24 protein-coding genes are annotated in these 25,287 nt (G+C 45.2%); 23 read left to right on the forward strand and 1 reads right to left on the reverse strand.

All coding sequences use genetic code 11. The annotated features are described in order from the left end of the window. Positions 1-14 precede the first annotated feature (14 nt). The 3 genes from ACYVD3_RS22835 (at position 15) to ACYVD3_RS22845 (ending at position 4,405) form a co-directional block, all read left to right on the forward strand. A complete protein-coding gene (locus ACYVD3_RS22835; protein ID WP_460644804.1) occupies positions 15-1,955 on the forward strand; it encodes a beta-glucoside-specific PTS transporter subunit IIABC in 1,941 nt (646 codons plus the stop codon). A gap of 53 nt (positions 1,956-2,008) precedes the next feature. After that, positions 2,009-3,439 carry a 6-phospho-beta-glucosidase gene (locus tag ACYVD3_RS22840; protein ID WP_460644805.1) on the forward strand — a complete coding sequence of 477 codons (1,431 nt, stop codon included), beginning with the start codon at positions 2,009-2,011 and terminating at the stop codon, positions 3,437-3,439. A gap of 102 nt (positions 3,440-3,541) precedes the next feature. Then, positions 3,542-4,405: a histidine phosphatase family protein gene (locus tag ACYVD3_RS22845; protein ID WP_460644806.1), complete on the forward strand. Its 864-nt coding sequence runs from the start codon at positions 3,542-3,544 to the stop codon at positions 4,403-4,405. A 180-nt stretch (positions 4,406-4,585) separates the two neighbouring features. Here ACYVD3_RS22845 and ACYVD3_RS22850 read toward each other — a convergent pair whose 3' ends face one another. Further along, positions 4,586-5,593: a LacI family DNA-binding transcriptional regulator gene (locus ACYVD3_RS22850; protein WP_460644807.1), complete on the reverse strand. Its 1,008-nt coding sequence runs from the start codon at positions 5,591-5,593 to the stop codon at positions 4,586-4,588. A gap of 283 nt (positions 5,594-5,876) precedes the next feature. On the opposite strand from ACYVD3_RS22850, the gene ACYVD3_RS22855 reads away from it, so the two are divergent. From ACYVD3_RS22855 to ACYVD3_RS22950, 20 genes are all read left to right on the forward strand, one after another. Further along, positions 5,877-6,929 carry a Gfo/Idh/MocA family protein gene (locus ACYVD3_RS22855; RefSeq protein WP_460644808.1) on the forward strand — a complete coding sequence of 351 codons (1,053 nt, stop codon included), beginning with the start codon at positions 5,877-5,879 and terminating at the stop codon, positions 6,927-6,929. Then, on the forward strand, positions 6,926-7,840 hold the full coding sequence (locus ACYVD3_RS22860; RefSeq protein WP_460644809.1) for a sugar phosphate isomerase/epimerase family protein: 915 nt from the start codon (positions 6,926-6,928) through the stop codon (positions 7,838-7,840). The genes ACYVD3_RS22855 and ACYVD3_RS22860 overlap by 4 nt, the downstream gene beginning before the upstream one ends. Before the next feature lie 59 nt (positions 7,841-7,899). Then, the gene (locus tag ACYVD3_RS22865; RefSeq protein WP_460644810.1) at positions 7,900-9,036 is read left to right on the forward strand and encodes a substrate-binding domain-containing protein; all 1,137 of its coding nucleotides are present in this window, start codon (positions 7,900-7,902) and stop codon (positions 9,034-9,036) included. 77 nt (positions 9,037-9,113) lie between these two features. After that, positions 9,114-10,613 carry a sugar ABC transporter ATP-binding protein gene (locus ACYVD3_RS22870; protein ID WP_460644811.1) on the forward strand — a complete coding sequence of 500 codons (1,500 nt, stop codon included), beginning with the start codon at positions 9,114-9,116 and terminating at the stop codon, positions 10,611-10,613. Between the two features lie 4 nt (positions 10,614-10,617). Then, entirely contained in the window at positions 10,618-11,652 is a 1,035-nt protein-coding gene (locus ACYVD3_RS22875; RefSeq protein WP_460644812.1) for an ABC transporter permease, read from the forward strand. A 222-nt stretch (positions 11,653-11,874) separates the two neighbouring features. Then, the gene (gene glf, locus ACYVD3_RS22880) at positions 11,875-12,975 is read left to right on the forward strand and encodes a UDP-galactopyranose mutase (protein ID WP_460644813.1); all 1,101 of its coding nucleotides are present in this window, start codon (positions 11,875-11,877) and stop codon (positions 12,973-12,975) included. A 132-nt stretch (positions 12,976-13,107) separates the two neighbouring features. Further along, positions 13,108-13,440 carry a PTS lactose/cellobiose transporter subunit IIA gene (locus ACYVD3_RS22885; RefSeq protein ID WP_460644814.1) on the forward strand — a complete coding sequence of 111 codons (333 nt, stop codon included), beginning with the start codon at positions 13,108-13,110 and terminating at the stop codon, positions 13,438-13,440. Next, positions 13,437-13,760 (forward strand): PTS sugar transporter subunit IIB, encoded by a 324-nt coding sequence (locus ACYVD3_RS22890; protein ID WP_460644815.1) that lies wholly within the window; start codon positions 13,437-13,439, stop codon positions 13,758-13,760. The genes ACYVD3_RS22885 and ACYVD3_RS22890 overlap by 4 nt, the downstream gene beginning before the upstream one ends. A gap of 42 nt (positions 13,761-13,802) precedes the next feature. Beyond that, the gene (locus tag ACYVD3_RS22895; protein WP_460644816.1) at positions 13,803-15,161 is read left to right on the forward strand and encodes a PTS sugar transporter subunit IIC; all 1,359 of its coding nucleotides are present in this window, start codon (positions 13,803-13,805) and stop codon (positions 15,159-15,161) included. A 9-nt stretch (positions 15,162-15,170) separates the two neighbouring features. Further along, positions 15,171-15,695 carry a GrdB-related putative oxidoreductase gene (locus tag ACYVD3_RS22900; protein WP_460644817.1) on the forward strand — a complete coding sequence of 175 codons (525 nt, stop codon included), beginning with the start codon at positions 15,171-15,173 and terminating at the stop codon, positions 15,693-15,695. 12 nt (positions 15,696-15,707) lie between these two features. Then, positions 15,708-16,799 (forward strand): DUF871 domain-containing protein, encoded by a 1,092-nt coding sequence (locus tag ACYVD3_RS22905; protein WP_460644818.1) that lies wholly within the window; start codon positions 15,708-15,710, stop codon positions 16,797-16,799. Positions 16,800-16,827: 28 nt separating this feature from the next. Further along, positions 16,828-17,085 (forward strand): HPr family phosphocarrier protein, encoded by a 258-nt coding sequence (locus tag ACYVD3_RS22910; protein WP_460644819.1) that lies wholly within the window; start codon positions 16,828-16,830, stop codon positions 17,083-17,085. Positions 17,086-17,105: 20 nt separating this feature from the next. Next, positions 17,106-17,876, forward strand: a complete 771-nt coding sequence (locus tag ACYVD3_RS22915; protein WP_460644820.1) for a phosphoenolpyruvate-utilizing N-terminal domain-containing protein — start codon at positions 17,106-17,108, stop codon at positions 17,874-17,876. Then, a complete protein-coding gene (locus ACYVD3_RS22920) occupies positions 17,873-18,058 on the forward strand; it encodes a putative PEP-binding protein (protein ID WP_460644821.1) in 186 nt (61 codons plus the stop codon). Before ACYVD3_RS22915 ends, ACYVD3_RS22920 begins: the two co-directional genes overlap by 4 nt. 92 nt (positions 18,059-18,150) lie before the next feature. Next, positions 18,151-20,073: a BglG family transcription antiterminator gene (locus ACYVD3_RS22925; RefSeq protein WP_460644822.1), complete on the forward strand. Its 1,923-nt coding sequence runs from the start codon at positions 18,151-18,153 to the stop codon at positions 20,071-20,073. A gap of 79 nt (positions 20,074-20,152) precedes the next feature. Beyond that, positions 20,153-21,130 (forward strand): glycosyltransferase family 8 protein, encoded by a 978-nt coding sequence (locus ACYVD3_RS22930; RefSeq protein WP_460644823.1) that lies wholly within the window; start codon positions 20,153-20,155, stop codon positions 21,128-21,130. Between the two features lie 12 nt (positions 21,131-21,142). Further along, complete coding sequence (locus tag ACYVD3_RS22935) at positions 21,143-22,090, forward strand: glycosyltransferase family 2 protein (RefSeq protein WP_460644824.1); 948 nt, start codon at positions 21,143-21,145, stop codon at positions 22,088-22,090. 82 nt (positions 22,091-22,172) lie between these two features. Beyond that, entirely contained in the window at positions 22,173-23,093 is a 921-nt protein-coding gene (locus ACYVD3_RS22940; RefSeq protein ID WP_460644825.1) for a glycosyltransferase family 2 protein, read from the forward strand. Between the two features lie 25 nt (positions 23,094-23,118). After that, positions 23,119-24,279 carry a DegT/DnrJ/EryC1/StrS family aminotransferase gene (locus ACYVD3_RS22945; RefSeq protein ID WP_460644826.1) on the forward strand — a complete coding sequence of 387 codons (1,161 nt, stop codon included), beginning with the start codon at positions 23,119-23,121 and terminating at the stop codon, positions 24,277-24,279. Between the two features lie 21 nt (positions 24,280-24,300). Next, positions 24,301-25,275, forward strand: a complete 975-nt coding sequence (locus ACYVD3_RS22950; RefSeq protein ID WP_460644827.1) for a 1-aminocyclopropane-1-carboxylate deaminase/D-cysteine desulfhydrase — start codon at positions 24,301-24,303, stop codon at positions 25,273-25,275. Positions 25,276-25,287: the final 12 nt, after the last annotated feature.

Consider the following 25,287-nt stretch of genomic DNA (forward strand, 5'->3'; position numbering starts at 1 on the left):
AGGGGAGATTTGCCATGGGAAAATATGAAGAATTGGCAAAGAAAATCGTCAAGGAAGTAGGAGGGAAAGAAAATATTGCGTCTTTGACCCATTGCATTACCCGCCTTCGTTTCCAGCTAAAGGATGAGAGCAAGGCACATGATGAAGTTTTGAAGAAAATGGAAGGAGTCGTTACGGTTATGAAAAGCGGCGGCCAATACCAGGTGGTAATTGGTAACCATGTACCTGCCGTATACGAAGACGTCTGCCAGGTGGCAGGAATCAGCACGGAAGGGGAGGCGGAAGAAAGTACATATAAAAAGAGTACATTTGACAGGCTGATTGATATTATCAGCGGCTGCTTCCAGCCGTTTCTGGGAGTTTTGGCAGCAGGCGGTATCATAAAGGGTTTGAATGCGCTTTTAGTATTTCTGGGTGTTTATCCGGCGGCGTCCGGATCATATGCGATGCTCAATGCCATCGGTGATTCTGTGTTCCAGTTTATGCCTGTAATCATTGGCTTTACTGCAGCAGCTAAATTTAATGTAAGTAAATTAACAGGTATGGCACTTGGTGCGGCCTTATGCTATCCGGGGATCCAGTTATCTGCCATGCAGGGAGGAGAACCGCTGGGCGTGTTATTTCAGGGAACTATTTTCCAAAGCGCTTATTACTTAAAGGCATTTGGGATTCCCTGGGTAGCCAATAACTATTTAAGCAGTGTAATTCCGGTTATTATCGTAGTTTGGTTCGCAGGTTATGTGCAAAAAGCAGCAAAAAAGGTAATTCCTGAGATGATCCAGAACTTTTTTGTTCCGTTTACGGTGATGCTTGTATCCATGACCGCAGGATTTTTGCTGATAGGACCAGTGGTATCCATTGCAACAAGTCTTTTGAGCACGGGATTTTCTGCTGTCTTTGCTGCCTCCCCCATTTTATTTGGTATCCTCATGGGATTCGTATGGCAGGTACTGGTTATTTTCGGACTGCACTGGGCTGTAATTCCCATGGCTATCATACAGTTGTCTGAACTTGGATACAGCAACGTATTAAGCGGAACTTTTGGAGCAAGTTTTGCACAGACTGCGTGTGTACTGGCCATGTACTTCAAGCTCAAAGACAAAAAAACAAAATCACTCTGTATCCCTGCAGTGATTTCCGGTATCTGCGGTGTAACGGAGCCGGCCATTTATGGTATTACCCTTCCGAAAAAGCTGCCGTTTATTTTTTCCATGATCGGCGGCGCGGCAGGCGGTGCCGTAATTACTGCCATGGGTACAAATTCCTATACCATGGGCGGTCTTGGAATCTTTGGTGTTGTAAACTTTATTAACAATGAAACGGGAGATGCAAGCGGCATGTTTCACTCATTTATCTGCATCATTGTTTCTTCCCTGGTGGGATTCCTGCTTACGTTCTTCTTTTGGAATGATAAAGAAGAGCCGGTTGAGGAAAGTATGGGAACCGATGCATCAAAAGGTGCGCAAAATGGTCCTGGGGAGATTCTTTCTATAGAGGTTCTTTCTCCGGTAGAAGGCGATATCGTTCCATTGGAAAATCTGGAGGATGCTGCATTTTCCAGCGGTACATTGGGAAAGGGAATTGCAGTAGAGCCATCAAAAGGAGTTGTTGTTTCACCGGTAGATGGTGTGATCAGTGCTTTTTTCCATACAAAGCACGCATTGGGCATTAAAGGGGATAATGGTTTGGAGATTCTGATTCACGTAGGTATGGATACCACCAGATTAGAGGGGGAAGGATTTACTGCTAAGGCAGAACAGGGGCAGAACGTAAAAAAAGGCCAGGTCTTATTGGAATTTGATATGGATTTTATTCATTCCAAAGGATATTCCCTGACCACACCGGTATTGATTACGAACTTAAGTGAACATGACGGTATGATTTTGTGGAAAGAAAAGAAGGTTACTACAGAGGATTGCCTGATAGGAATTGAGAGGGCAGTCAGCCGGCAATGATCTGTATGCCTGAAGAACATGGGCAGAAACGTATAAAAGAAAGGAGTTATCATATGGCATTAAGAGAGGATTTTTTATGGGGTGGTGCAACTGCTGCCAACCAATGCGAAGGGGGGTATTCAGAGGGAGGCAGAGGTCTTGCCAATGTGGATGTGGTTCCCCATGGCAAAGATCGTTGGGCTGTGGCTACTGGAGAGAAGAAAATGTTCGATTTTGATGAGGAACACTACTACCCGGCAAAAAAAGGCATTGATATGTATCATCATTATCTTGATGATATTAAATTATTTGGGGAAATGGGGTTTAGAACTTATCGCCTTTCCATCGCATGGAGCAGGATTTTTCCTGACGGGAACGATACAGTTCCCAATGAAGATGGGTTGAAATTTTACGAAACTATTTTTAAAGAATGCCATAAGTACGGCATTGAGCCGCTTGTTACTTTGGTACATTTTGACTGTCCCATGCACTTGATCACAGAATACGGCGGCTGGCGGAACAGAAAGGTCATGGACTTTTTTGTAAATTACTGTAAGACCGTATTTACCCGTTACAAAGGCCTGGTAAAATATTGGCTTACCTTTAATGAAATCAACATGATTCTCCATGCCCCTTTTATGGCGGCAGGATTATATTTTGAGGAAGGGGAAGACAGAACGCAGATTCAGTACCAGGCAGCTCATCATGAACTGGTAGCCAGTGCTTTGGCAGTCAGACTGGCTCATGAAATCGACCCGGAAAACCAGGTGGGCTGTATGCTGGCGGCAGGACAATATTATCCCTTTACCTGCAAGCCTGAGGATGTATGGGCAGCATTTGAAGGAGACAGAGAGGGGTATTTCTTTGTTGATGTACAGGCAAGAGGCGAGTATCCTGATTATGCATGGAAACGTTTTGAGAGAGAAGGAATTAAGCTGGATCTGGCAGACGGTGATTTGGAAATATTGAAAGAAAACCCGGTTGACTTCATTTCTTTTTCTTATTATTCCTCGAGAGTAGCCAGCGGGGATCCAACTGCTGCAGGAACAACGGAAGGCAATGTATTTGCTTCCTTGAAAAACCCTTATTTGGAAGCCAGCCAATGGGGATGGCAGATCGATCCTCTGGGGCTTCGAATTACTCTGAATGCTTTATATGACCGTTACCAAAAACCGCTGTTTATTGTGGAAAATGGCTTAGGTGCAAAGGATGTGGCCGATGTAAATGGATATGTAGAAGACGACTACCGAATCGAATACTTAAAATCCCACATTGAGGCCATGAAAGATGCGGTTACAATGGATGGCGTGAATTTAATGGGATATACGCCTTGGGGCTGTATTGATTTAGTAAGTGCTTCCACGGGAGAGATGAGTAAACGCTATGGATTTATTTACGTAGACCTGGATGATTGGGGAAATGGAACCGGAAAACGCTCCAGGAAAAAATCCTTTTATTGGTATAAGAAAGTCATTGCTGCCAATGGGGAAGATCTGGCCTTCTGAAACCCAACCCTGTCATGCCTGTCAAGAGGGGGCGGGCCGGCAGATATCCGGAGGAAAATGAACATTAGGGGTATTTGATATTAAGGATGAGGAGAAAAAAATATGAAAAAGCTTAGTAAATATATATCGGCGTTTTTACTTGGATCCATGCTTATCACAGGCTGTCAGGCGGCATCCGTGAAGCAGCCGGAAACGACAGCGCAGACCGAACCGGAGAAAGTATCTGCAGAAGAGCCTGGGGCAGCGGTTGATACGGTGACGCTTTATATTACACGTCACGGTAAGACCATGTTAAATACTACCGACCGTTCCCAGGGCTGGATTGATGCACCGCTGACACCTGCCGGAGTAGAAGTGGCAGAAGCTTTGGGGAGAGGCTTAAAATCAGAGGGAGTTGAATTTGATGCTGTGTATACAAGCGATAGCGGACGGGCCATTGAGACTGCAGAAATCGTACTGAAGGAAATAGGCCTTGACCTGGAGATTCATAAAGACAAAAGGCTCAGGGAGTTTAACTTTGGTACTTATGAGGGAATGCCAAATGAGGAGATGTGGGAAGCGGTTGCAGTAGCCCAGGGCATGACACTGGAGGATATGATGGCTTCCATGCAGACAGGGAGTTTTATGGATACCGTTGCACCTTTTGCGGATACCCTGGCACAACTGGATAAGGATAAGTCAGCGGAACAGGGCAATTGGCCTGCGGAAGATATTGCCACGATCCAGGCTCGTTTACAGGCGGTATTTGGTGATATGGTAAAGGAATCCATGGATAAGGGCAATGCTGATGTTTTGGTGGTTTCTCACGGATTAAGCATCGGAACATTTCTTGCAACAGCCGATGCAAATGCAGAAGTGCCGGCAGCAGGACTGAAGAATGCCAGTGTATCAAAGGTAGTTGTCAAAGATGGCATATATACGGTGGAAACGGTGAATGATTTGTCTTATGTTGAAAAAGGAAAGTGATCATAAAAGCAAAAATAGAAAACTCTCAGGAGCCTTACGCTCTTGGGAGTTTTCTGTTTTTGTTTTTATAACTTTACGGGAGTTTGCCATATCGGAAACCGTATTAACACAAATACTGCTGTTACGAAAGTTTCCTGGTCAACCGAAGACCCTCGTAAACTTCGACAGCCAGGTGCTATATCAGATTTTTGCCGTTGATTCCCGGATCACCAGTTCCGCATCCAGGATCAGGGATTTTGGGGAACTGGAGGGATTTTCCATCATTTCCAGCAGCATTTCACAGGCGCTGTACCCAAGCTGCAGCCGGGGCTGGTTGACCGTTGTGATGGAAGGGCAGGTCATTGTGGAAAATTCGATGTTGTCAAAGCCCACCACCATAATATCCCTGGGCACATTGAGCTTAAAGCGTTTTGCAGCCCGGATGACCGCAGCCGCAAAAATATCAGAAGCCACAAAGAAGGCATTGGGTCTTGGTTCGCTGTTTAACAGGCGGCAGATGGCGGCGTAAGCCATCTGGTAGTTGATCTCCGGAAGCTGTATGATCCAGTTTTGAGGCACAGAGATCTCCGCTTTTTTTAAGGCGCTTAAATATCCCTCCTGCCGTTTTACCGCATACTTAAAGCTTAAGGGGCCGTTGATCAGAGCGATTTTATTGCAGCCGCAGTTGCATAAGTATCCGGTGGCAGTCTCCGCGGCGGAAAAGTCGTCAATGCTCACATATGGGTATCCGGTGGCATCCTCATTGTATTCGCAGCATTGTACCAGAGGGGTGATGGCGCGTATCTGTTTCAGTTGTTCTTCCGATGCCCGGTTTAAAAGGATGGAACCGGCAGCGTTGACCCGGTGGAGCAGGTTGCAGAAGTTGCGGATGGACCCCCGGTCCAAGGGAGATTCATTGATGAGAAGGTGGCAGCCATGGGCTTTTGCAGAAACTCTGGCCCCTTTTATGACCTCCTGGTAGAACACATTCTCAATTCCGGGAATATTTAAAACGATCAGCGGCTGTTCTTCAATGGATGATGGGGCGGTGGATTCAAACGCATATCCAAGGGCAGCCATGGCGCTTTCCACCCGTTTGATGGTATCCGCCTTGACCAGCTCTCTGTGGTTTAACACACGGGAGACGGTGGCCGGTGAGACCCCTGCCTGTCTGGCAATTTCTTCTATTGTAATTTTTTCCTGTTTCATTCCCCTGTTCTCCCTTTGTACGGTTATTACTTTTGTTTATATCACGGGAAAGGATTCTTGTAAATAAAAAGTTTTCAAAATTATGAAAACTTTTCAGAAAAATAAGAAGACGATTGTGCAGTTTGTTTATATTATCACAATAAAATATGGATATAACATGGAAAAACTATTAATAACGCCCAAAAACTTGAAAACAATGCGGGGAAATGTTAAAATCACCTTGAAAAAATGAAAGAAATGAAACGCAATATGAAAACCAATCGGTAGAGGAAGAGAGGAAGCTATGAAGGTAGGAATCATTGGGTGCGGAAGGATCGCACAGACAAGACATATCCCTGAATATGCAGAGCATCCTGGAGTCCAGATCGCAGGCTATTATGATTTTAATGTGGAAAGGGCAAAGGAACTGGCTGCCGCTTACGGCGGAAAGGTGTATGATTCCGCAGATGCTCTGCTGGCCGACCGGGGAATTGATGCGGTGAGCGTTTGTACAGTCAATCATACCCATGGGGAAATTACCGTCAAGGCTCTTCGGTCAGGAAAACATGTGCTGTGTGAAAAGCCCATGGCAATAAGTCTTGGAGAATGCAAGGAAATGGTGCACGCGGCGGCGGAAAACAACCGGAAGCTGATGATCGGACAGAATCAGAGGTTTGCCAGGGCTCATGTAAGGGCAAAGGAGCTTCTTTCAGAGGGCCTGATCGGAAAAATCCTCACATTTAAGACCACATTCGGCCACGGAGGTCCGGAGACCTGGAGCATTGACGGGGGAGCCAACAATTGGTTTTTTGATAAAGAGAGAGCTTCCATGGGGGCAATGGCTGATCTGGGAGTTCATAAAACGGATCTGATTCAGTTCCTTCTGGGCCAGAAGGTAGCAGCAGTGACTGCCCAAATGCTGACCCTGGATAAGAGATATGAGTCAGGAGAGCTGATTGGCGTAGATGATAACGCCATTTGCATTTACGAGATGGAGCATGGAGCCATAGGAACCATGACAGCCAGTTGGACCTATTACGGAAGAGAAGACAACTCTACGGTCCTTTACGGGACCAAGGGAATCATGAAGATCTACGACGATCCGGACCATTCCATTTCCGTGGTTTTAAAAAATGGGGAACAGATTTTATACGATATTGATAAGATACAGACCAATGACAGTCAGACAAAATCCGGGATCATTGATGCATTTGTGGATGCCCTGGAAGCAGGGAAAGAAGTGCCGGTCAGCGGCGCTGATGTGTTAAACGCCATGGAAGCTGTGTTTGCATGTCAGGAGTCCAGCAGGGAGAAGCGGAGGATCGTGATCAGGGAAAAAGGGGGAGAGATGGGATGAAACTGGGATTTGTCAGTGCAATTCTGGGTGAATGGACCTTTGAAGAAATGATCGATACAGCAGCAGACATGGGGTTTCAGTGCGTGGAAGTGGCCTGCTGGCCCCAGGGAGAGGCAGAGCGCAGATATGCGGGAGTCAGTCACATTGACGTGGACTGCCTGACAGCAGAAAAGGCGAAGTACATAGGGAACTACTGCAGAGAACGGAATGTAGAGATTTCTGCTCTTGCCTTTTATCCCAATGTGATGGATGTGGATGAGGAAAAGAGGCAGGCAAATATTTCTCATCTTAAAAAGGTGATGGATGCCAGCGCCAAGCTGGGAGTCGGGCTTGTGACCACCTTTATCGGCAGGGATCAGACAAAGTCTGTGGAAGAGAACCTGGAGCTGGTGAAGGAAATATGGCCGCCCCTTCTTGCCCATGCAGAGGAAAAAGGGGTGCGGGTTGCTATTGAAAACTGCCCCATGCTGTTTGGCAGGGAGCAGTGGCCAGGCGGGCAGAACCTGATGACAACACCGGTCATCTGGGAGGAGATTTTTAAAATCCTGCCCAATGAAAACCTTGGGATCAATTATGACCCATCTCATTTCATCTGGCAGATGATGGATTACATCCAGCCTCTTTACCAGTTTCAAAAGAAAATCTTCCACGTTCATTATAAAGACATTAAGCTGTATGAGGATAAGCTGAAAAAAGTGGGTACCATGGCATATCCCCTGGCCTATATGTCGCCCAAGCTTCCCGGTCTTGGGGATGTGGACTGGGGGAAATATGTCAGCGCATTAACTGATATCGGGTATGACGGGTTTACCTGCATTGAAGTGGAGGACAGAGCCTTTGAGGGCTCCAGGAAAAAGATCCTGGACAGCTTGAAACTGTCTAAGAAATATATGGACCAGTTTATTATTTAAATTAAGGCAGCAAAGCTGCTTTGATAGAGAAGGAAAATGTAAAAGGAGGAAACAGCAATATGAAAAAAGCAGCAGCAATTATTTTAGCGGCATTGGTGGCGGTGGGAGGAACTGCATGTTCCCAGGTAAAACCGGCAGACACCACAACAGCGGCAGCAAAAGCGGAGACAACAGCAGAGACTACAGCGGCGGATACTGCAAAAGAAACGGAAGCCCTTAAGGAAGGCTCTCATATTTATGTACTGACCGTACCTGAGGATCACGGCTGGACCGGTTCCGTGGCTACCTTTGCCAAAGAAAAGATCGAAGAAGTAAACGGGAAAGGCACCTACACGGCGGAGCTGATCACCTCTGCCAATGCAGCGGAGCAGATCCGTAACATTGAGGATATCATTTCCAAGGGAGAAAAGAACATTGCAATGGTTATTCAGCCTATTGACGATACGGTGCAGTCCGCCATTCAGGGCGTGATTGACGCAGGAATCCCCTATGTGGCCTTTGACCGGATCATTGACGGTGTGTCAGAAAAGGCCGTGTCCAATGTAAAAGGCGACAACTCCGGCATCGGCGCAGGTGCAGCCGCTTATTTCGTCTCCCTGGGACTTACACCGGGAGAATCCATCTATGTGTATGAAGGCGATACCTCTTCCGTAACGACCTTAAGGGACGAGGGCTTTACCAAATATTTGACAGGGGAGCTGGAATTCGGCGGAGTGACCATTGCAGAAGATAAGAAATGGACTGAGGATGACTTAAAATCCATTACATTCTCCGGCGCCATGAACTGGAGCCGTTCAGACACAAAAACAGCCTTTGAATCTCTTCTGGGAGACAGCAAAAATGCCAAGATCAAATGGTTCTATGCAGAGGATGACGAGCTGGCCATGGGAATCTTGGAGGCCCTTTCCGGAGGCGGAATCGATGAGGCCACCAAGGAGACCTTCCTTTCCGGTAAACCGGTCATCACCGGCTGCGGAGGCCTTGACGAACTGTATGAGGTTCTTCGCGGAGAGACCTATGAGGATATTGCTTCAAAATGCGGCGGCATCATGTCCGTCACCTACAGCCCGTCCATGATCCAGACAGCCATTGAAGACATGGTTGATCATCTGGATGGAAAGCAGGTCACCCAGGATCATGTAATTGCCTGTGAAAATGTAACATCAGATAATGTAACTGAGTACCCATCCTTTTAGGAATAATGGTCTGAGGGACAAAAGGGGCCGTTCGCCGCTTAAGGAACGGCCCCTTTTAAAAAACCGGAGGTTGCGATATGAGTTTATTGGAAATGAATGGGATCTGTAAGGCATTTAACGGAGTCCAGGTATTAAAGGAAGTCCGCCTAAAGGTAGAGCAGGGAGAGGTCCATGCGCTGTTGGGAGAAAACGGGGCGGGGAAATCCACCCTGATGAATGTGCTGACAGGAGTATTTCCCAAAGACAGCGGAACCATTGCATTTGACGGAAAAGAGATCCATACCATCACCATCAGACAATCGGAGGAACTGGGAATTGCCTTTGTCCATCAGGAACTGAATCTGTTTAACGACCTAAAGGTTTATGAAAATATTTTTCTTGGAAAAGAGTATAAGAACAGGCTGGGAAAGCTGAACAAACGGAAGATGATGGAGGAAACAAAAGAGCTGTTTCATGAACTGGGAGTTGACATAAACCCCGGAGAGCTGGTGGTAAATTTAAAGACCAGCCAGAAGCAGATGCTGGAAATCGCAAAGGCATTGTTTTTCAAGGCAAGGCTGCTGATTCTGGATGAGCCTACCACATCCTTAAATAACGAGGAAGTAAAGCATTTGTTTGGAATCGTCAATCACTTGAAAAAAACAGGGACCTCCTTTATTTTTATTTCCCACAAAATGCCGGAGATCTTTGAACTGGCTGACCGGTATACTGTATTCCGAAATGGGGAGTTTATAGGTGACGGAGCCATTGGGGATACGACTCCGGAGGCGGTGACCGGGCTGATGGTAGGAGAGAATTATTCTGCCGGAGAAGTCTATGAGAAGCGGAAACCGGGGGAAGTGGTGCTGGAGCTTAAGGATTTTTCAGGACCTGGATTTGAACTTGTGTCCCTGCAGGTGAAAAAGGGACAGATCATCGGACTGACCGGGCTTCAAGGTTCAGGAAGCAGCGAACTGATGCAGTGTATGTTCGGCGTTACAAAGGCCATGTCAGGGGAAATGAAGATCAGGGGCAAACGGGTACCTTCCTATTCCATCCATAAGGCCATGAAGTCTAAAATTGCCATGCTGGCTTCCAACCGGAAGGAAAATTCCGTCATTCCTGACATGAATTTGCTGGAAAACATGTATCTGGCGGAACACACCTTATCAGCGACCAGGCCTCACATCCAAAAGCAAAGGGAAGAAGAGCGGTTTGAAGGGTACAAAGCCCTGCTGAATATCAAAGCCGGAAGCAGCCGGGATTCCATTCTGTCTTTAAGCGGAGGAAACCAGCAGAAGGTGTTTATTGCCAGATGGCTGAATACTGATGCGGATATTCTCCTGTTTGACAATCCCACCCAGGGAATTGACGTAGGAGCCAAGGCAGAGATTTACAAGCTGATACTGGAAATGGCAAAAAAGGGAAAGACAATTCTCATCAATACCCTGGAAATACCGGAGATCCAGAAGGTGGCTGATTGCTGCGCGGTTTTTTATAACGGCAGAATCATCAAAATTCTGGATCATGATGAAATCAATGAGACAACGGTCATGCTGTATTCCACAAATGCCGTGAACCAGGAAATAGGAGGATAAAGAAATGAAGGCAGGAGAAAAGAAAAACGGAATGTCCCTGGGCGTTCTATCCAGATGGTGCGGGGAATTCAGCTTTATTATCGTATTTGTGCTGATTTTTATGGTGTATGCCTTAACCAGCAACGGGCTGACCTGGAGCGGTACCATGAATATTTTCCGCCATTCGGCAGTGGTTGGGATCATCGGGCTGGGGATGGGCCTGGTTTGCATGACAGGGGAAATCGATTTGTCGGTAGGCTCCATGCTGGCTTTAAACAGCGGGCTGTCGGTGATTCTGTTTAACATTACGGACAATATTCTGGCCACATTGGTGTTTGCACTTTTATTTGGTGCGGCCTGCGGCCTGGTCAACGGTCTGCTGGTGGGATACGTTAAAATGCCGGCCTTTATCGTTACCCTGGCCACCATGCTGATCTTCCGTTCCTTTGCTCAGTATATCTGCCAGCATATTGACAAGGCTCTGGCAGGAGGAGGAAGCAGTGTGTACCGGATGATCAAGGAGCTGTCTTCCTATCAGCCGTTTTACGGCCTGGGAAACGGGAAGGTCTTTACAGTTCCCATTGTGGGGCTGATCCTGATTTTAATTACCGCATTATTTGTTTACATAACTACCAGCACCAAGTACGGAAAAAAGGTCTATGCTGTTGGCAGCAATGCAAAGGGCGCCCAGATGGCAGGAATCAATGTGAGCCTGATGAAGGTATCTGTATTTGTGATTGGGGGAATTTTGACAGGACTTGCCTCCTTTTTGTGGGTGGCCATGAATGCCTCCTCTGACCCGGCCACAACGGGAAACAGCTATGAAATGTATGCCATTGCAGCAGTGGTATTAGGCGGAATCAGCATGTCAGGAGGGAAAGGCAAATGCCTGGGAATTTTGTTTGGAGCCATGTCCTATACCATCATTGATAAGATCATCGTTGCACTGAAGATGGATTCCTTAATTAATGATGCCATTAAAGGGATCATTCTGATTCTGGTGATCGTAGTTCAGATTATAGGGCCGAGGATTAAGGAAAGGATGACAAGGCATAAATAATCTGGTTCATAAGCTTTATGGATAGAGACAAAAGAGTGGGAAGGGAATTTGGTGATCGTACCAGAAGGGGAAACTGGTATCATCACCAAATTCCCTTTTTCCATCTGGCTATATCCTCCCGGCCGTTTTCATGGAAATCGGGATTTTGCAAGAAGAATTTACTTTTTACGGTGACTTTAGTATAATGGAAACAGTTTATAACCAAGACAGGAGAAAGAAACCATGAAAAAATATGATTATGTGCTGGCAGGCAGCGGCCTCTATTCCGGTGTTTTCGCATACATGGCAAGGCAAAAAGGGAAAAAGTGCCTTGTGGTAGAGAAAAGGGATCACATAGGGGGCAATATTTACTGTGAGGAAACAGAAGGAATCCATGTGCACCGTTACGGAGCCCATATTTTCCATACCAGCAACAAGAAGGTTTGGCAGTTTGTCAATGAACTGGCAGAGTTCAACCGCTATACCAATAGCCCGGTGGCAAATTACAAGGGCGAAATGTACAACATGCCCTTTAATATGAACACCTTCAGCAGGATGTGGGGAATATCCACCCCTGGGGAGGCAAAGGCAAAGATCGAAGAGCAGAAAGCTTCCATAACCGGAGAACCACAGAACCTGGAGGAGCAGGCCATCAGCCTTGTGGGAAGAGATATTTATGAAAAGCTGGTGAAAGGTTATACAGAAAAACAGTGGGGCAGAGACTGCAAGGATCTCCCAGCCTTTATCATCAAACGCCTTCCCGTTCGATTTACCTATGACAACAATTATTTTAATGACTTATATCAGGGAATACCCATAGGCGGATATAATGTAATCATTGAAAAGCTGTTTGAGGGCTGTGACGTGGAAATGGGCGTGGACTATCTGGAAAATAAAGAATATTATGATGGATTGGGAGAAGTGGTCGTTTATACAGGAACCATTGATGCATACTATGACTACCGGTTTGGAAAACTGGAATACCGGAGTCTGTGCTTCGAGACAGAAGTGGCCGATATGGAAAATTACCAGGGAGTGGCCGTGGTCAATTATACAGACCGGGAGACACCCTATACCAGGATCATCGAGCACAAACATTTTGAATTCGGAACCCAGCCAAAGACAGTGATCACGCGGGAGTATCCGGTGACATGGAAGGAAGGCCTGGAACCTTATTATCCTGTTAATGATGAAAGGAACCAGGCATTATATAAAAGGTATGCTGCCCTGGCTGATAAAGAGCCGAATGTAATTTTTGGCGGCCGCCTGGGAGAGTATAAATATTATGATATGGACAAGGTGATTGAGTCAGCCATGGAGAAGGTAAAAACTGAATTAATGTAAAAATCTTGCAAGAAAGACTGCTGAACCGGAAATCAGCAGTCTTTTTTTTCCTAGTGAGGGGAAAACAATGGGTAAGCATAAGGATTATATAAAAGTTATACTTTTATTATAAAAACAGAAAGGGTAAACAAGATGCAGGAACTGGAATTAAAATGCTTTCAGATCATTTCGGCGGCGGGGGTTGCAAAGTCTGATTTTATCGAAGCGATCAGCCAGATTAAGAACGGGGACATTTCCCGGGCAATGGAGCTGGTGAAAGAAGGAGAAAAAAGCTATGTGCAGGGACATGACGCACATACCGAATTACTGGCGTTAAAGGATGCGGTGGAATCCGTAAATTCTATGGTTCTTGTGATGCACGCGGAGGATCAGCTAATGGCAGCAGAACTGTATAAGACCATGTTTATGGAATTCAAAAATGTCTATGGGAAATTATCAGAACTGGAAAAAGAGGTGGGGAAATGAAAAGGATTTATCTGTTTTGCAGTGCCGGAATGTCTACCAGCATGCTGGCAGGAAATATGCAGGAGGTTGCGGATGAGCACAAGATATCTGTTGAAGTGAAGGCGTTTTCCATTGCCAAAATGGAAGAGATCTATGAAGAATTGCACCCGGACTGTATCCTGCTGGGGCCGCAGGTGAAATTTCTGTATTCAGACACCAAAAGTATCTATGAAAAAAAGAATACACCAGTCGGCGTAATTGATGCAAAGGATTATGGAATGATGAATGGGGAAGCTGTATTAAAATATGCAGTTAAATTAATTAAAAGGGGTATTTCATAGGAGAGGAAGGATCATCAAAAAAAGATAAGGAGAGGGAAATATATGAATAATAAATTAATGGAAAAATTAGAATCCAGGTTAATGCCAGTTGCCCAGGTTATAAGTAAGAACAAATATTTGCTGTCCATAAGAGATGGTTTTTTGATCAGCATGCCTCTGCTGGTCGTGGGTTCATTCTTTATGCTGATTGCAAACTTTCCCATTCAGCCATGGATCGATTTGCTGAAAAATACCTATATCAGCGGAGAATCCATATCATCAGTCTTATCGGTGGTAACAGACGCCACATTTTCATTAATGGCAGTTTTTGTTGTAATGGGTATCGGTTATAATTATGCAAAGTATGAGGAGACAAACAAGATATTCGGTGCAGCAGTTGCACTGATGAGCTGGTTCATGCTGATGCCGCTGACGACCTCTTACATTCCGGAAGGAGCGGAAAAAGTCTATGAGGTTGCAAGTATTCCCCTTAACTGGGTTGGATCAAAAGGCATTTTTGTGGGTATTTTATGTGCCATATTCTCAGTTAAGATATATAAACAGATCGAAAAAAAAGGCTGGGTCATCCGTATGCCAAAAGGAGTACCTCCCACAGTGGGACAGTCATTTGCGGCTCTTTTACCTGCCGCGATTGTAGCAGTGGCATTTTTGATTATTCATATTATTTTTTCATTTACACCCTGGGGCAATGCATTTGATTTTATTTTTAATATCCTTCAGATGCCGCTGCAACAAGTTGGAGATTCCTTGGGGGCTATGCTGGGAGTTTACTTTTTTGCCCACATCCTATGGCTTTTCGGTATACATGGAACCAACATCACAGATTCTGTATTCCGTCCCATCCTGTATGCCTTATCTGCAGAAAATCTAAGTGCCCTGCAGGCAGGACTGGAGCTTCCTCATATTATTAATGTTCAGTTCCAGGATTTATTTGCAACCTATGGCGGAGGAGGCTCCACCTTATCCATGCTGATCATTATGTTCTTTTTCTGTAAATCAAAGAGAATCAAAGAATTAGGCAAACTGTCCATTATACCAGCCATATTTGGCATTAATGAACCCATTATTTTCGGTTTACCAGTGGTTCTGAATCCGGTGATTGCGATTCCATTCGTAATTGTTCCCATGTTTAATATTTTCGTAACTTATGTCTGCATGAGCATGGGCATCGTACCGATCTGCAACGGCGTCGTAATGCCCTGGACCACACCGCCTATCATTTCGGGATTTTTGTCTTCCGGGTGGCAGGGAGCTTTGCTCCAGGCCGTACTGATCGCATTGGGCGCAATTATTTATATGCCTTTTGTCAAATCAATGGATAAGAATTATATCATGGAGGAATCAAGCAGTAAAGACGACGGAGAAGAAATATCATTGGATGAACTGTCCTTTGATGATTAGGAGCGTGTTATGATTAAAATAGTTATGATCTATGACCAGATCCAAGCCGGACTTGGTACGAAAGCAGATACCATGATACCCCTTGGAGCTAAAAATGTGCCCATTGGGCCAAGTATCATGATGGAGCGGTTCTTAAAGGAATATGACGAGAAGATCATGGCCTGCTTTTTCTGCGGTACAGGAACCTATTATGAAAATAAACAGGAGATCAGCCGCAAAATATGTAATAAGATCGAAACGATCAAACCGGATGTGGTTCTTTGCGGACCGGCATTTGATTACAAGGATTATGCAAAGATGTGCGCGGAATTGGCATATGAGATCAATGACCGGACATCAGTTCCGGCTTTTGCTTCCATGGCAAAGGAGAACGAAGAGGTAATTGCTGCATTCAAAGAAAAGGTGAATATTGTGAGATGTCCCAAAAAGGGAGAGGCCGAACTGAATAAAAGTCTGAAAAACATATGCAGTATGGCGAAAATATTAGCAGAGAAGTCAGAAGCAAAAGAACAGTACAAGGAGTATGTTTACTAGAAAGGAACGTTCATGCATAGATTTGGTATATCCGTTTATCCGGAACATTCGACACCTGAAAAGGATCTGGCTTATATAAAGCTGGCGGCAAAATACGGTTTTACAAGGATATTTACCTGTCTCCTGTCAGTAGAAGAACCTCCCCAGATTATTGTGGATCAGTTCGGAGGCTGGATTAGGAAGGCGGCTGAATTGGGATTTACGGTTGGTGTGGACACTAACCCGGAGGTATTTACCTATTTGAATGCAAAACCGGACAATTTGAAGGTGTTTGCAGACATGGGGGTAAAGATCATCCGCCTGGATGGGCATTTCAGTGACCGTGAAGATATTGCCCTGACACATAACCCCTATGGAATCGCCATTGAGTTCAATGCCAGCTCCAACATCAGCCTGGATCTGATGCTGGAGCGCGGGGGTGATATTCATAATATGGTCACATGCCATAATTTTTATCCGCAGAAATATACCGGGCTGGGCTGGGACCGGTTCATGAAGTTTACCAATCAGTATAAAAATTCAGGAATGATGGTTGCTGCGTTCATATCCAGCAATAACCAGAATACTTTTGGCCCCTGGCCTGTCTATGAGGGCTTGCCAACCTGTGAGATTCACAGAGGCATGCCGATCGACCTGCAGGCAAGGCATTTACTGGCAACCGGGAAGATCGATGACATATTGATCGGTAATGCATTTGCGGATGAAGGGGAACTACGGGCACTGTCCCGGATTGATACAAGCAGGATCACTCTCCGCATTGAAACTGAAAAAGATATTCTGCCGGAAGAGGAGAAGATCTTATATTCCTATTCCCATTTCGACCGGGTGGATACTTCCGATATTCTCATCCGGAGCAGCATCGGAAGAAAGGATTTCGGGAATGTGGGGATACCGGAAAGAGAATGTGCAAAGGCTGTATTAAAACCAGGTGACATCGTGGTAGTAAATGACCGGCTTTCTCATTACAGAGGTGAGATGCAGATCATCAAAAAGGAAATACCCTTACAGCCGTATTGGAATTACGTTGGTAAAGTAAAAGACGAAGAAAGAATGCTGTTAGACTTGTTAGAACCGGAATATTTATTTGGATTTATTAAAGAATAGTACATAGAAGAGGGAGAAAGGAGGAAAGATGAGAGAGTTCAATTGTACCATAAAGGATCGGCTGGGACTCCATGCAAGACCTGTCAGCAAGCTGGTGACGATCCTGGAAAAATATAATATAGAGGTGACGATCATAAAAGGGGATATGTCTGCCCAAGCCGATCATCTGCTTGCCCTGATGCAGCTTGGGGTGAAAAAAGACGATACAATCACCGTAAAGATAGAAGGACCGGACGAAGAAAATGCAGAGAAAGAAATTAAAACATTTTTTCATAAAAATCTGTAATAAAGTCAGGAAGTGATATAATGAAAGAATACTACGGTAATGCTGCATCAGGCGGGATTGCGGTTGGCAAGATCAAGAAGCTGCAAATAAAAAATATTCCTATTGATCAACAGGAAATTACTGATACAGCTCAGGAGAGAAAGAGGCTTGAGGATGCAGTTTGCCGGGTGGACCAGAGATTGGGACTTTTATATGAAAATGCATTGCAAAAAGCCGGTGAAGAACATGCGGAAATTTTCTCAATGCACCGGATGATGCTGAAAGATAAAGACTATCTGGCACATATCAATCAGTGCATTGAGGGGAAAAAAGAAAGTGCAGAAAAAGCAGTCCGGTCGGCTGAATCTATTTTCTCAGAGGTATTCCGTCAGATGCCGGATGATTATATGCAGGCGCGGGCAATTGATATCGTGGATATTTCCAGACATCTGATAGAAGCACTGACCAACAGCGAAAGTGATGTGCAGTTATACGAGCCTTCAATTATTGTTGCAGAAGACTTGACGCCGAGCCAGACGATGAGATTAAATAAGGATATGGTTCTGGCATTTGCAGTGAGACGCGGAAGTCAGAATTCCCATACTGCAATTTTGTCCAGAATGCTGGAGATACCAGCGATTTTAGGAATGGATTTCGATCTGGCTGATATCAGGGAGCAGGAACTGGCATGTGTGGATGGGAATAACGGCACATTTGTGATTGATCCGGATGAAGAGACGATTCGTAAAATGGAAGATCTGGATAGGATCGAAAAGAAAAAGAAGGAAATACTCCGGCAGTTCTTAAAATGATCCAGATGACCGTAGAAAATGGGCATAGCGAAAACTGCTGGGTAGGAATCTGCGGAGAGCTGGCCGCAGACCGGTTCATGACAGAGACATTCTTAAAGATGCAGGTAGATGAGCTGTCAGTTTCCCCGGCTTTTCTTCTGGAAGTCAGAAAGACAATCAGGGAAGCCAGAGCATATATTTAACAACGTCGTTAAAAAGTCGTTTGTTTTCAAGTGTTTGAAAGCAGACGGCTTTGGTTGGTTTCAAACAGGGTACCATGATTGGGAGTGGGGTTATGTTGAACGACAGACAGGAAAAGATTATTTCTTTACTAAGAAGTGAGAAAAAATGGAAAACCGGACAGGAATTATCGGCGATTCTTAACGTTTCTGACAGAACCATACGTTATGATATCGAACGGATCAACAGCAGCAGAAAACCAGCGGTAATAGAATCAAATATCAAATTTGGATACCGCTTTTGCTTTCATGCATTGGAAGAGTACAAAGCTTGTGAAGAAATAAGGATTCCCCAGACAACAGAACAGCGGTGTCATTATGTGATAAAAAAATTACTGTTCTGCACAGATAAGATCAGCCTTTTTCAATTATCAGAGGAAATATTTATCAGCCAGAATACATTGGAAAAGGAACTGAGGGAACTGAAAAAGTTGACTGATACATATAAATCCCTAAAAATACTGCGTAAAAAAAATTGCATCAGCCTGGAAGGAGATGAACAGGAGAAGAGAAGATTTTACCGGGATTTAATCATTGACAAGCGTAAAAACAATATCCTGAACCTTGACAGCCTGAGCAGGGAGTTTGAAGGAATTCCTGCTTCCATAATATCGGAGAAACTGAGTTTGTTGTGGGAAAAGTATAAATATAAAATAAGAAAAGAAGAAATCCCCAAATTACTCATAAGCGTAGCAACCGGACTGAAGAGGATGATACGTGGGAAATACATCAGCGAAGAGGAGGTGGAAGGCTGGAAAGACATGAAGAACAGATTTCCATTGGAATACCGGATCGCAGATGAATTCTTTCAGGAAATGGAGCGGCAGTCTATCGTTGGGAAATACGAGGGAGAAGTTATTTATCTGGCATCACTGATTGCGGTAAAAAGGGAAGATATGCTTTTGGAAGATCAGGACAGGATCGGTAATCCGGATCCGGATCTGTGTCTGCTGGCCGAAGATATTCTACAGGAGATAAAAAGAAATTTCAGCACGAATCTATGTGATGATGAAGAACTGAAATCAGGACTTGGAGCGCTTGTGCTGCAGATGATCGTCAGGAAACGAAAGAAAATAGATATCTCTGATTTTTACACAGGCGAGATCAAAGGGAAATATCCTAAGATCTTTGAAATGGCAATCTGCGCCGGAAAGGTTATACAGGAAAAGGAAAAGATAAAAATTGATGAGGATGATATCAGTTATCTTGCACAGTATATCGGCGCTTCTTTAGAAAAAAGGGAGGTCAGGAAGAAATACCGGGTACTGATGATATACCCCATGAATCAGGCCTTGTCCAGTTTATGCGTAGATAAGATTGAGAAAGTATTCCGGGAACGGATCTACATTGTAGACTGCCATAATTTTTTTGAAAGGAAAAAGGTTCTCAGTGAAAAGCCGGATTTAATTCTGACGACTCTTCCCCTCCAGCACGACTTAAATATTCTTACTGTACAGATTTCCATCTTTGTGCGGATAGAGGATGAAGGAAAGATATTCCAGGCATTGAACTATCTGGATGAGAAGAGATATCAGGCGGATTTTACCAGAAGCATTGCCGATATTATTGAGAAACGGTTGTTTTTTACCGGTCTGGATTTTAAGACCCCGCTGGAGGTGATTGGTTTTCTGAGTCAGAAGCTGGTACAGGCCGGAGTAGTGGATGAAACGTTTCAGGAAGAGGTTATAAAGAGAGAGCAGATGTCTCCTACCTCCTTTGTATATTCCTTCGCAGTTCCCCATCCCATTTCCTTGCAGAGCCTGGAATCGAAAATCGCTGTGGGGATCCTGGAAAAACCTATTAAGTGGGGAGAATATTCCGTCAAACTGGTCCTGATGCCTGCGATCAGTAAGAATGGGAGACATAATCTGAGCACTTTTTTTGAATGGCTGGGAAGTACTGCAAATGATTATCAGAAAATATCCTTTCTGATGAAATCAGACAGCTATGAAACATTTATGGAGAAGATAAACGAATGATGCAATGCCCCTAAGCGGTTTACTTTTTATGCGAGATATAGTACAATACAACGGAAATAGAATGAGACCGGAGGACTTTATGAACGTTGTATATGCTTCGAATGACAACTATGCCAGACATCTGGCTGTGTCGCTTTATTCCCTTTTAGAACATAACAGGGAAGAACAGGATATCCATGTTTTCATTTTGTCTATGGGCCTGTCAAAAGAAACGGAAGAGAGGCTTAAGTCGGTAGCCAGTCGGTTCAGGCGGAAGCTGACAATCATGGAACTGGGAGATATAAAGGAGCGCTTCTCTTATGAAGTGGATACGGGAGGCTTTGATTTAAGCATTATGGCCCGGCTGTTTGTGGGAGAGGTCCTCCCGGAGGAAACCAGCCGGGTGCTGTATTTAGACTGTGATACGGTGGTGCTCTCTTCCTTAAAAAAGCTTTGGGAGACAGACTTAAAGTCCTTTCTTTTAGGCGCAGTGATGGAGCCGACCATATATCCAGCTATTAAGGAAGAAATCGGTTTGTTGCCATCAGAGCCTTATTATAATTCCGGCGTTCTTCTGATTGATATGAAACGCTGGAAAGAGGAAAACGCCCAGAAAATGCTTTTGGATTTTTACTGTTCCAAGGGCGGAAAATTGTTTGCAGGGGACCAGGATACCATTAATGGAGCGCTGAAGGGAAGAATCAGACCCTTGTCTCCCCGTTATAACTTTTTTACCAATTACCGTTATTACCGGTACAGCCATCTGGTAAGGCTGTCCCCTGTTTATGGGAGGCTTACAGAAAAAGGGTTTAAAGAGATTAAAAAACATCCTGCGATTCTCCATTTTATGGGAGATGAAAGGCCCTGGAAAGAAGGGAATTTAAACCATTACCGCAGGGCTTACGACCATTATCTCTCCCTCACCCCGTGGGCAGGAGCACCTAAGGAACAGGGGACCCGGCTTTATATGGCTGCCTATCATATGATGAATTATGCTACCTTTTTATGTCCGCCTGTAAGGGACTTTGTAAGCGCCAGGTTTGGGATGCAGGTGATTAATTCCAGAAGGAGTTCTTAAAGAGGAGCGGATATGAACATTAGTTGTATCGTACTCAATTATAATGATGCGGAAACCACCATAAGTCTGGTAAACTCCATAGCTAATTACCAGACTCTGGACTCCATTGTGGTCGTGGATAACTGTTCCACCGATGATTCTCTTTCAAAGCTTAAGACAATTGAAGGAGGCAAGGTCCATTTTATCCATTCGGAAAGAAACGGGGGATATGGATACGGCAATAATCTGGGAATCCGGTATGCAGCAGGGACGCTTCACGCTACCCATGTGCTCATTGCCAATCCTGATGTAAAGGTTTCTGAGGAATGTATCCGGGCCATGAAGGACTCTTTTTTAAAGACAAGCAGGCTGGGAGTTGCGGCGGCGGTTACCAGAGATGGGACGGGAGCCATTGCTCTGTCAAGCTGGCGGATCAACGGCCTGGCAAGGGACCTTCTGGATACGGGGCTTATTACCAGACGGCTTTTTGCCCCCTGGCTGAATGATCGGCCGGAATTAAAGGCAGATTTTAAAAAGCCGCAGGGCGGAAATACCCTGGGGGAATATCAGGATGAAAAAAAAAACGGACAGGAAAGGGAGAAAGAGCGTTACGTTTACGTGGATGCGGTCCTTGGCTCTCTTTTTATGGCGGATATCCATGCCCTGATGGAATGCGGTCTTTATGATGAAGAGGTTTTTCTTTATTATGAAGAAAAAATTCTGGGGTTTCAGCTGAAGAAAAAAGGATATGGGACTGTGCTGCTTTTGGATCAGTCCTATGTACACCTTCATTCCGTGTCCATTGATAAGAGTGTGAAATCTATTTTAAGGAAGCAGGCTCTTCTTCATAAGAGCAAGCTTCATTATTATAAAAAGTATCTGGGGATTAACCGGTTTCAGGAATGGCTGGTAAGGATTTTTCTGGGTTTTCTTATGGGTGAAATCTGGTTTTTGACGAAGATTCTGGGTTTGTCCTGGTAGGTTTTGCTTTTGGGGCTGGAAATATCCTCAGAGTATTTCCGATCCCCAAACGTGTGTCAAAAAGAGAAAAGGAGAAAAACGTATGGTGTCTGTGCTTCTGGCATCCTATAACGGAGAAAAATATATACGGGATCAACTGGAGTCTATTTTAAACCAGACATTTTCCGATCTGTCCATAGTGATTTCCGATGATCTTTCTACAGACGGAACTCCTGCTGTCATCCGGGAATATGAGGAGCGGTATCCGGGCCGGATAAGGAGCCTTAGGAACAGCGAAAGGTCCGGCAGTGCCCAGAATAATTTCTTCCGTCTGCTGACATCGGTGTCCGATGAGTATGTCATGCTTTGTGATCAGGATGATGTATGGATTCTGGATAAGGTGGAAGTTACTTTAAGGGAGATGAAGAGGCTGGAAGCGGAATGGGGAGCGGAAATTCCCCTGCTGGTCCATGGGGATCTGTCTGTTACGGATAAAATGGGCTGCATTCTGCATGAATCTATGGCAAAATACCAGAAAATCGCGATTCATGACAATCGGTTCAGCCATTATCTGGTGGAAAATAACATCACAGGGAATACTGTCATGGTCAACATGGCGTTTCTACAGTTGCTGGCTCATATCCCGGAAGAATGCGTCATGCATGACTGGTGGCTTGGGCTTTTGGCAAGTTGTTTTGGAAGGATATCCTACCTTGACCGTCCCCTGGTCCTTTACCGGCAGCACGGGGACAACCAGGTAGGGTCTAAAAGCGGTAAGGAACAGTATGCAGAGCGGATCCGGAATCAGAACGCTGTCCGGGAAAATTACAGGAAAATGTTTGCGCAGGCACAGCAGTTTCTAAAACTCTATGGAAATAAGATGTCCCAGGAGAAAAGGGAGACGCTGGAGCATTTTATCATGCTTTCCGGGAAAAGACGGGCGGAAAAGATTTTTATCATTTGGAAATACAAATTAATGAAAAGCACCCCTATGAGGACGCTGGGCCAGATGTTTTCCATCTGACCGGAAAATGGAGGATATTTGGCTTATGTTACCAGAAGAAAAGGAATTCCCTGCAGGCATGCCCCTATGTCCGCAACCCATGGACAATGAAGAAGAAATTTTAGTGACGAGAGCGTCTATGCCTTCCTATGAAGAGTTTATAGAAGAGATCAGGCCGATCTGGGATACTGCATGGATGACCAATATGGGGGAATTTCATGAAAAACTGATGGAGCAGTTAAAGGAGTACTTAAAGGTACAAAAGCTGCTTCTGTTTGTTAACGGGCATATGGCTCTTGAAATGGCGCTTCAGGCCATGAATTTGTCCGGCGAGGTGATCACCACCCCGTTTTCTTTCGCCTCCACCACTCATGCCATTGTGAGAAATAACTTAACCCCGGTATTCTGCGATATCCGGGAGGAGGACTATACCATTGATGCAGATAAGATCGAAGGACTGGTTACAGATAAGACTACTGCTATTTTGCCGGTTCACGTTTATGGAAATGTTTGTGATGTAGATAAAATCGGGAAAATCGCAAAAAAACATAATCTTAAGGTGATTTATGATGCCGCCCATGCCTTTGGCGTTGAGGTGGATGGGAGAGGAATCGGCACCTACGGAGACGCTTCCATGTTCAGTTTTCATGCTACAAAGGTGTATAATACCATTGAAGGCGGGGCTGTGACCTTTCAGGATCCATCCCTGGAGATTTTATTTAATTATTTGAAGAATTTCGGCATCACCGGCAAGGAAAGCGTAGAATACATCGGCGGCAATGGGAAAATGAATGAATTCCAGGCGGCCATGGGCATCTGCAACCTTCGCCATGTGGATGAAAACATTGAAAAGCGCAGGCTGGTGACAGAACGGTACCGGGAGCATTTGACGGGAGTCCCGGGCATCCGACTGATGGAGCCGAAAGAGGGAGTTAGCCAGAACTATGCCTATTTTCCTGTTGCCTTTGATGGCTTTTCTCTCACAAGGGATGAAGTATATGTGCTGCTGGCTTCCCATCATATCTTTGCCAGAAAATATTTTTATCCTCTGATCACGGACTTTGAGTGCTATCGGGAGCAATTTTCCGGGGTATGTCTTCCTGTGGCCAAAAAAGCGGCAGACAGTGTGCTGACCCTGCCTTTGTACGCAGAACTTCCTTTGGATCAGGTGGACCGCATCTGCGGCATTATTTTGGGAACCAGATAGGAAGAGAGAAAGGAAATGTCAATGAAGGATGTAATGCTTAAGACTCCGGTGCAGGAGATCAGGCTTCCGGATACAGCCCACAGGATTTTTATCAAGCGGGATGATCTCATAGGTTTTTCCTTTGGAGGCAATAAGGTCCGGATCGCCTGGGAATTTTATCAGGATATGATAGAGAAGGGCTGTGACTGCCTGGTGGCCTATGGAAGCAGCCGTTCCAATATGTGCCGCGCCCTGGCCAACCTATGCAGCAGATATGAGATTCCCTGCTATGTACTTACTCCCAGGGAAGACGTGGTGGAGGAAGGAACCTTTAACAGCAGGATGGTGGAGGGATTTGGCGCTCACATCCGTTTCTGTCATAAGAACAATGTGGCAGAAGGGGTGGATAAGCTTATGGCAGAGCTGAAATCCAAAGGGTACCGGCCTTATTATGTTTTCGGTGACAGCTATGGAATGGGAAATGAAAAAGCAGCTTCCAGAGCCTATTGCGAAGCCTACCGGGAACTGTTGGAATATGAGGAAGAACATGAACTGGTTTTTGACCGCATCTTTTTAGCCAGCGGGACAGGTATGACCCAGGGAGGTCTTATAGCAGGGCAGAAGCAGTACGGAGGACATGCCGATGTTACAGGGATTTCCGTTGCCCGTCCGGCCGTCCGGGGGAAAAGCGAGGTGGCCCGATTTGGAGGGGTTGATCCGGAGGTTGTACATTTTGAAGATGAATATGTATGCGGTGGCTATGGTCTTTATGACAGGGACATTGAGTCCGTGATCCGCATGATGATGGAACGCTTTGGGATTCCTCTGGACCCTACCTATACGGGAAAAGCCTTTTCCGGCATGTTAAAGTATTTAAAAACAAAGTCCCATGAACCTGAGAACATTCTTTTTATCCATACGGGCGGGGCTCCCCTGTATTTTGATTATCTGAATGCAGCGTGGGTTCGTGAGCAGGCAGGGAAGCAGACTGGGAATACCCGCTTTACCGGGCTGTAGGCAGGAGGAATA

The sequence above is a fragment of the Lacrimispora brassicae genome, assembly GCF_054772055.1.

What these genes read in the sequence shown, in the direction of transcription:
- ACYVD3_RS22835 (WP_460644804.1), top strand. Translation starts at nt 15, where the DNA reads ATGGGAAAATATGAAGAATTGGCAAAGAAAATCGTCAAGGAAGTAGGA.
- ACYVD3_RS22840 (WP_460644805.1), top strand. Translation starts at nt 2,009, where the DNA reads ATGGCATTAAGAGAGGATTTTTTATGGGGTGGTGCAACTGCTGCCAAC.
- ACYVD3_RS22845 (WP_460644806.1), top strand. Translation starts at nt 3,542, where the DNA reads ATGAAAAAGCTTAGTAAATATATATCGGCGTTTTTACTTGGATCCATG.
- ACYVD3_RS22850 (WP_460644807.1), bottom strand. Translation starts at nt 5,593, where the DNA reads ATGAAACAGGAAAAAATTACAATAGAAGAAATTGCCAGACAGGCAGGG.
- ACYVD3_RS22855 (WP_460644808.1), top strand. Translation starts at nt 5,877, where the DNA reads ATGAAGGTAGGAATCATTGGGTGCGGAAGGATCGCACAGACAAGACAT.
- ACYVD3_RS22860 (WP_460644809.1), top strand. Translation starts at nt 6,926, where the DNA reads ATGAAACTGGGATTTGTCAGTGCAATTCTGGGTGAATGGACCTTTGAA.
- ACYVD3_RS22865 (WP_460644810.1), top strand. Translation starts at nt 7,900, where the DNA reads ATGAAAAAAGCAGCAGCAATTATTTTAGCGGCATTGGTGGCGGTGGGA.
- ACYVD3_RS22870 (WP_460644811.1), top strand. Translation starts at nt 9,114, where the DNA reads ATGAGTTTATTGGAAATGAATGGGATCTGTAAGGCATTTAACGGAGTC.
- ACYVD3_RS22875 (WP_460644812.1), top strand. Translation starts at nt 10,618, where the DNA reads ATGAAGGCAGGAGAAAAGAAAAACGGAATGTCCCTGGGCGTTCTATCC.
- glf (WP_460644813.1), top strand. Translation starts at nt 11,875, where the DNA reads ATGAAAAAATATGATTATGTGCTGGCAGGCAGCGGCCTCTATTCCGGT.
- ACYVD3_RS22885 (WP_460644814.1), top strand. Translation starts at nt 13,108, where the DNA reads ATGCAGGAACTGGAATTAAAATGCTTTCAGATCATTTCGGCGGCGGGG.
- ACYVD3_RS22890 (WP_460644815.1), top strand. Translation starts at nt 13,437, where the DNA reads ATGAAAAGGATTTATCTGTTTTGCAGTGCCGGAATGTCTACCAGCATG.
- ACYVD3_RS22895 (WP_460644816.1), top strand. Translation starts at nt 13,803, where the DNA reads ATGAATAATAAATTAATGGAAAAATTAGAATCCAGGTTAATGCCAGTT.
- ACYVD3_RS22900 (WP_460644817.1), top strand. Translation starts at nt 15,171, where the DNA reads ATGATTAAAATAGTTATGATCTATGACCAGATCCAAGCCGGACTTGGT.
- ACYVD3_RS22905 (WP_460644818.1), top strand. Translation starts at nt 15,708, where the DNA reads ATGCATAGATTTGGTATATCCGTTTATCCGGAACATTCGACACCTGAA.
- ACYVD3_RS22910 (WP_460644819.1), top strand. Translation starts at nt 16,828, where the DNA reads ATGAGAGAGTTCAATTGTACCATAAAGGATCGGCTGGGACTCCATGCA.
- ACYVD3_RS22915 (WP_460644820.1), top strand. Translation starts at nt 17,106, where the DNA reads ATGAAAGAATACTACGGTAATGCTGCATCAGGCGGGATTGCGGTTGGC.
- ACYVD3_RS22920 (WP_460644821.1), top strand. Translation starts at nt 17,873, where the DNA reads ATGATCCAGATGACCGTAGAAAATGGGCATAGCGAAAACTGCTGGGTA.
- ACYVD3_RS22925 (WP_460644822.1), top strand. Translation starts at nt 18,151, where the DNA reads ATGTTGAACGACAGACAGGAAAAGATTATTTCTTTACTAAGAAGTGAG.
- ACYVD3_RS22930 (WP_460644823.1), top strand. Translation starts at nt 20,153, where the DNA reads ATGAACGTTGTATATGCTTCGAATGACAACTATGCCAGACATCTGGCT.
- ACYVD3_RS22935 (WP_460644824.1), top strand. Translation starts at nt 21,143, where the DNA reads ATGAACATTAGTTGTATCGTACTCAATTATAATGATGCGGAAACCACC.
- ACYVD3_RS22940 (WP_460644825.1), top strand. Translation starts at nt 22,173, where the DNA reads ATGGTGTCTGTGCTTCTGGCATCCTATAACGGAGAAAAATATATACGG.
- ACYVD3_RS22945 (WP_460644826.1), top strand. Translation starts at nt 23,119, where the DNA reads ATGTTACCAGAAGAAAAGGAATTCCCTGCAGGCATGCCCCTATGTCCG.
- ACYVD3_RS22950 (WP_460644827.1), top strand. Translation starts at nt 24,301, where the DNA reads ATGAAGGATGTAATGCTTAAGACTCCGGTGCAGGAGATCAGGCTTCCG.